Annotated in this window: 5 protein-coding genes and 1 other RNA gene; 4 read left to right on the plus strand and 2 right to left on the minus strand. The window is 44.4% G+C overall.

All coding sequences use genetic code 11. The features are described 5' to 3' along the window. The 4 genes from WB308_RS03510 to WB308_RS03525 all read left to right on the plus strand — a co-directional run. The coding region (locus tag WB308_RS03510; RefSeq protein WP_424189044.1) for a sensor domain-containing diguanylate cyclase at positions 1–757 on the plus strand (757 nt) is incomplete at its 5' end. A 6-nt stretch (positions 758–763) separates the two neighbouring features. Then, an RNA gene (rnpB, locus tag WB308_RS03515) (RNase P RNA component class A) lies at positions 764–1,093 on the plus strand. A 59-nt stretch (positions 1,094–1,152) separates the two neighbouring features. Next, positions 1,153–1,377, plus strand: coding sequence for a hypothetical protein (locus tag WB308_RS03520; protein ID WP_424189046.1), 225 nt, complete (start codon positions 1,153–1,155; stop codon positions 1,375–1,377). Then, complete coding sequence (locus WB308_RS03525; protein WP_424189048.1) at positions 1,378–1,665, plus strand: type II toxin-antitoxin system RelE/ParE family toxin; 288 nt, start codon at positions 1,378–1,380, stop codon at positions 1,663–1,665. A gap of 110 nt (positions 1,666–1,775) precedes the next feature. On the opposite strand, the gene WB308_RS03530 is transcribed toward WB308_RS03525, so the two are convergent. Continuing rightward, a complete protein-coding gene (locus tag WB308_RS03530) occupies positions 1,776–1,991 on the minus strand; it encodes a hypothetical protein (RefSeq protein WP_424189050.1) in 216 nt (71 codons plus the stop codon). A 164-nt stretch (positions 1,992–2,155) separates the two neighbouring features. Beyond that, on the minus strand, positions 2,156–2,647 hold a 492-nt coding region (locus WB308_RS03535), incomplete at its 5' end, for a CsgG/HfaB family protein (RefSeq protein ID WP_424189052.1).

Below are 2,647 nucleotides of genomic sequence, written 5' to 3' on the forward strand. Positions count from 1 at the left end.
TTACGATAAAAACGAACTCATCGGCAATACCCATTCGGTATTCAAGCATCCCGATGTCGAGCCGAGCGTCTACAGCGGGTTGTGGGAAACGATCACTTCGGGCGACGTGTGGAAAGGCAATCTCCCCAACCGGCGGAAAAACGGGAGCACTTTTATCACCACGGCCCGAATCGTTCCGGTCTACGATTCCGAGGGAAAAATCATCGAATATATGGCCTTCCGCAACGACATTACTTCCGATGAACTGGCGAAAATCGATCCGTTGACAGGACTCTACAACCGCAGGGAACTGGACGCTATCTTTCAAGACCTGTATGTGAACGCGGTAGCCAAAAATGAGCCGCTCGCGATTATTCTCGCCGATATCGACCATTTCAAATCGATCAACGATACGTACGGGCACAAAGAAGGAGATGACGTGATCGTGCGCTTTTCCGGGCTGTTGCGTTCGTGTACCCGCAACAGCGACGTCTGTGCGCGCTGGGGCGGGGAAGAGTTTATCGTCTTTTTGCCCTGTACCGAACTTACTACCGCGTTCGAAATCGCTGAGCGGATACGTCAAGCCGCATTGAGCGATCTGCACATCGACGAGCATATCATCAGCTGTTCGTTCGGCGTAGCAGTGCTGGAAAAAGGGGAAACGACCGACGATCTCTTCAAACGGGTCGACGGATACCTGTACCGTGCCAAAGAAAACGGCAGAAATCAAAGCGTTACGCAGCGGACTAATCCCTCTCTAAACCTATTTCACCTATAATATCCACAGGTACAACAGGTGATAGCTTGAGCCACAAACTCAAGAGGTAAAGTCCGGGCTGCTGTAGGACACGGTTTCATCTAACGGATGGCCACGGTAACGTGAGGGATAGTGCAACAGAGAGTAGACCGCCTCGCAAGAGGTGAGGGTGAAACGGCGGGGTAAGAGCCCACCAGTCTCATAGGCAACTATGGGAGCTATGTAAACCCAACCGCGCAGCAAGAAACAGATGGTTAGCGTCCTACATCGCTATTGTTTCGCTAGAGGCCCTGAGCGATCAGGGCAGTAGATTAATTATCGCCATATCCAGAACCCGGCTTACGTTGTGCCTGCCTTCTTCTTTTTTTCTTCAATCAATGCTACAATTTAAAAACAGTTAACCAGAGGATGTGAGAATGCATACCGTTCGACTTACTATCCATGATACCATTTATGAAAAATTGATGGGGCTTTTAGAAATTTTGCCGAAAGATAAAATCGAAATTATCGAGGAAAAAGATGAATTTCCCGCCATTTCGTTCGAAGAAGCAAAATTGAAAATAGAGCGTGCCATGAACAATATCCCGAAGAATGAAGGACTTAATCTATCGACCGCTATCGAAAAAGTGATCCGTTCGTAAATGTACGGGATCATTGTCGAGCCGGAAGCTCTGCAAGACCTCATCCAGATTCATACTTTTATTACTTCCAAAGACTCCAAAACAAAAGCTGACCGTTTTATCCGAGAACTTGAAAACACCATTTTGACATTGTCGGAAATGCCTTTACGATGCCGGAAGAGTTATTATGTCGATGATGAACAAACGAGAGATTTGATTTATAAAGGATATACGATTGTCTTTCACATTCGAGAGGTCAATATCCATATTTTAACGGTGTTTCGGCAAAAAGTTTTTGAAGAAAAGTAGCCTTTTACTTTTTGTATTCCATTTATTATATGCATTCCCACTCAGGAGAGTGGGAGCGAGGAAATATATTAAGTCTGTTGTGAAGAGTGCTCAGTGCCGACAACACTGGATTAGACGGATGGCTTGGCTGCCTTTTTGTGATTTCTCACAATAAAATGCATAAACGCCACATACAGATACGCAAATAAATTCCACCACCACCATTGAAACAAGGTTGCCCATTCGACTTGGTAATAGCCTAGTATTTTGAAAATACAGAAGTAGATGATGACCCAGAACAGTGCGGCATGCAACATCATCCAGTAATTCAACCAGTGCAATTTCATATAACGCGCCTTTTAAAAAAGCAGCATTATATCAAAAAAGAGGGAGCGTACTGACAGCTCCTACCGTATGATATTGACGTATAGTAGGAAAAATGTTTATATTTTGACGCTGTTTTGTAGATAAGTAACTGTTTCTTTTTCTTATGGAATAACCGGAAAACCGGTTACTCTGCTAAAGCAATTTTCGGGCGTTCGATAATTTTATCTTTTGCATAGGCTTCGGTCAAATAATTCGTTGCACTGAAAACGACATCACGGATAACCCCGTCAAGCGCTACATTTTTAGTCACACTCCATCCTCCTCCGGCAGCTCCGCCAAATCCGCCAAATCCCCATGAACTTTTTTCACTATCAGCTTTGAAGCTTTTTGAATCACCCATTTCCAGTGTAGCAGGGTTCATGGTAAAAAACTCTACACCTAAACTTGCTTTTGATGTGTTTTTGCTAAACAATCCGACTACGGGGATAAACCCTCCGCCAATCGCTCCACCTTCTTTGCTTACATCAACTGATGAGACTGTTCCGCTTACAATCAGATCGATTTTTGGCGGTTTTACTTCCTGTCCTGTCGCTGCCATCATTTTTTTCATTTTTTCAAATTGTTCAAGGTCTACGATTTTAAAACAGCCGGTTTCTTTGATGGCATTGGTCAACAT

It is taken from the genome of Sulfuricurvum sp. (assembly GCF_049587615.1).
Taxonomy (GTDB): Bacteria; Campylobacterota; Campylobacteria; order Campylobacterales; family Sulfurimonadaceae; genus Sulfuricurvum.

Bases quoted from the DNA above. Each gene is read 5' to 3' on its own strand.
- WB308_RS03520 (WP_424189046.1), top strand. From the start codon at position 1,153: ATGCATACCGTTCGACTTACTATCCATGATACCATTTATGAAAAATTG.
- WB308_RS03525 (WP_424189048.1), top strand. From the start codon at position 1,378: ATGTACGGGATCATTGTCGAGCCGGAAGCTCTGCAAGACCTCATCCAG.
- WB308_RS03530 (WP_424189050.1), bottom strand. From the start codon at position 1,991: ATGAAATTGCACTGGTTGAATTACTGGATGATGTTGCATGCCGCACTG.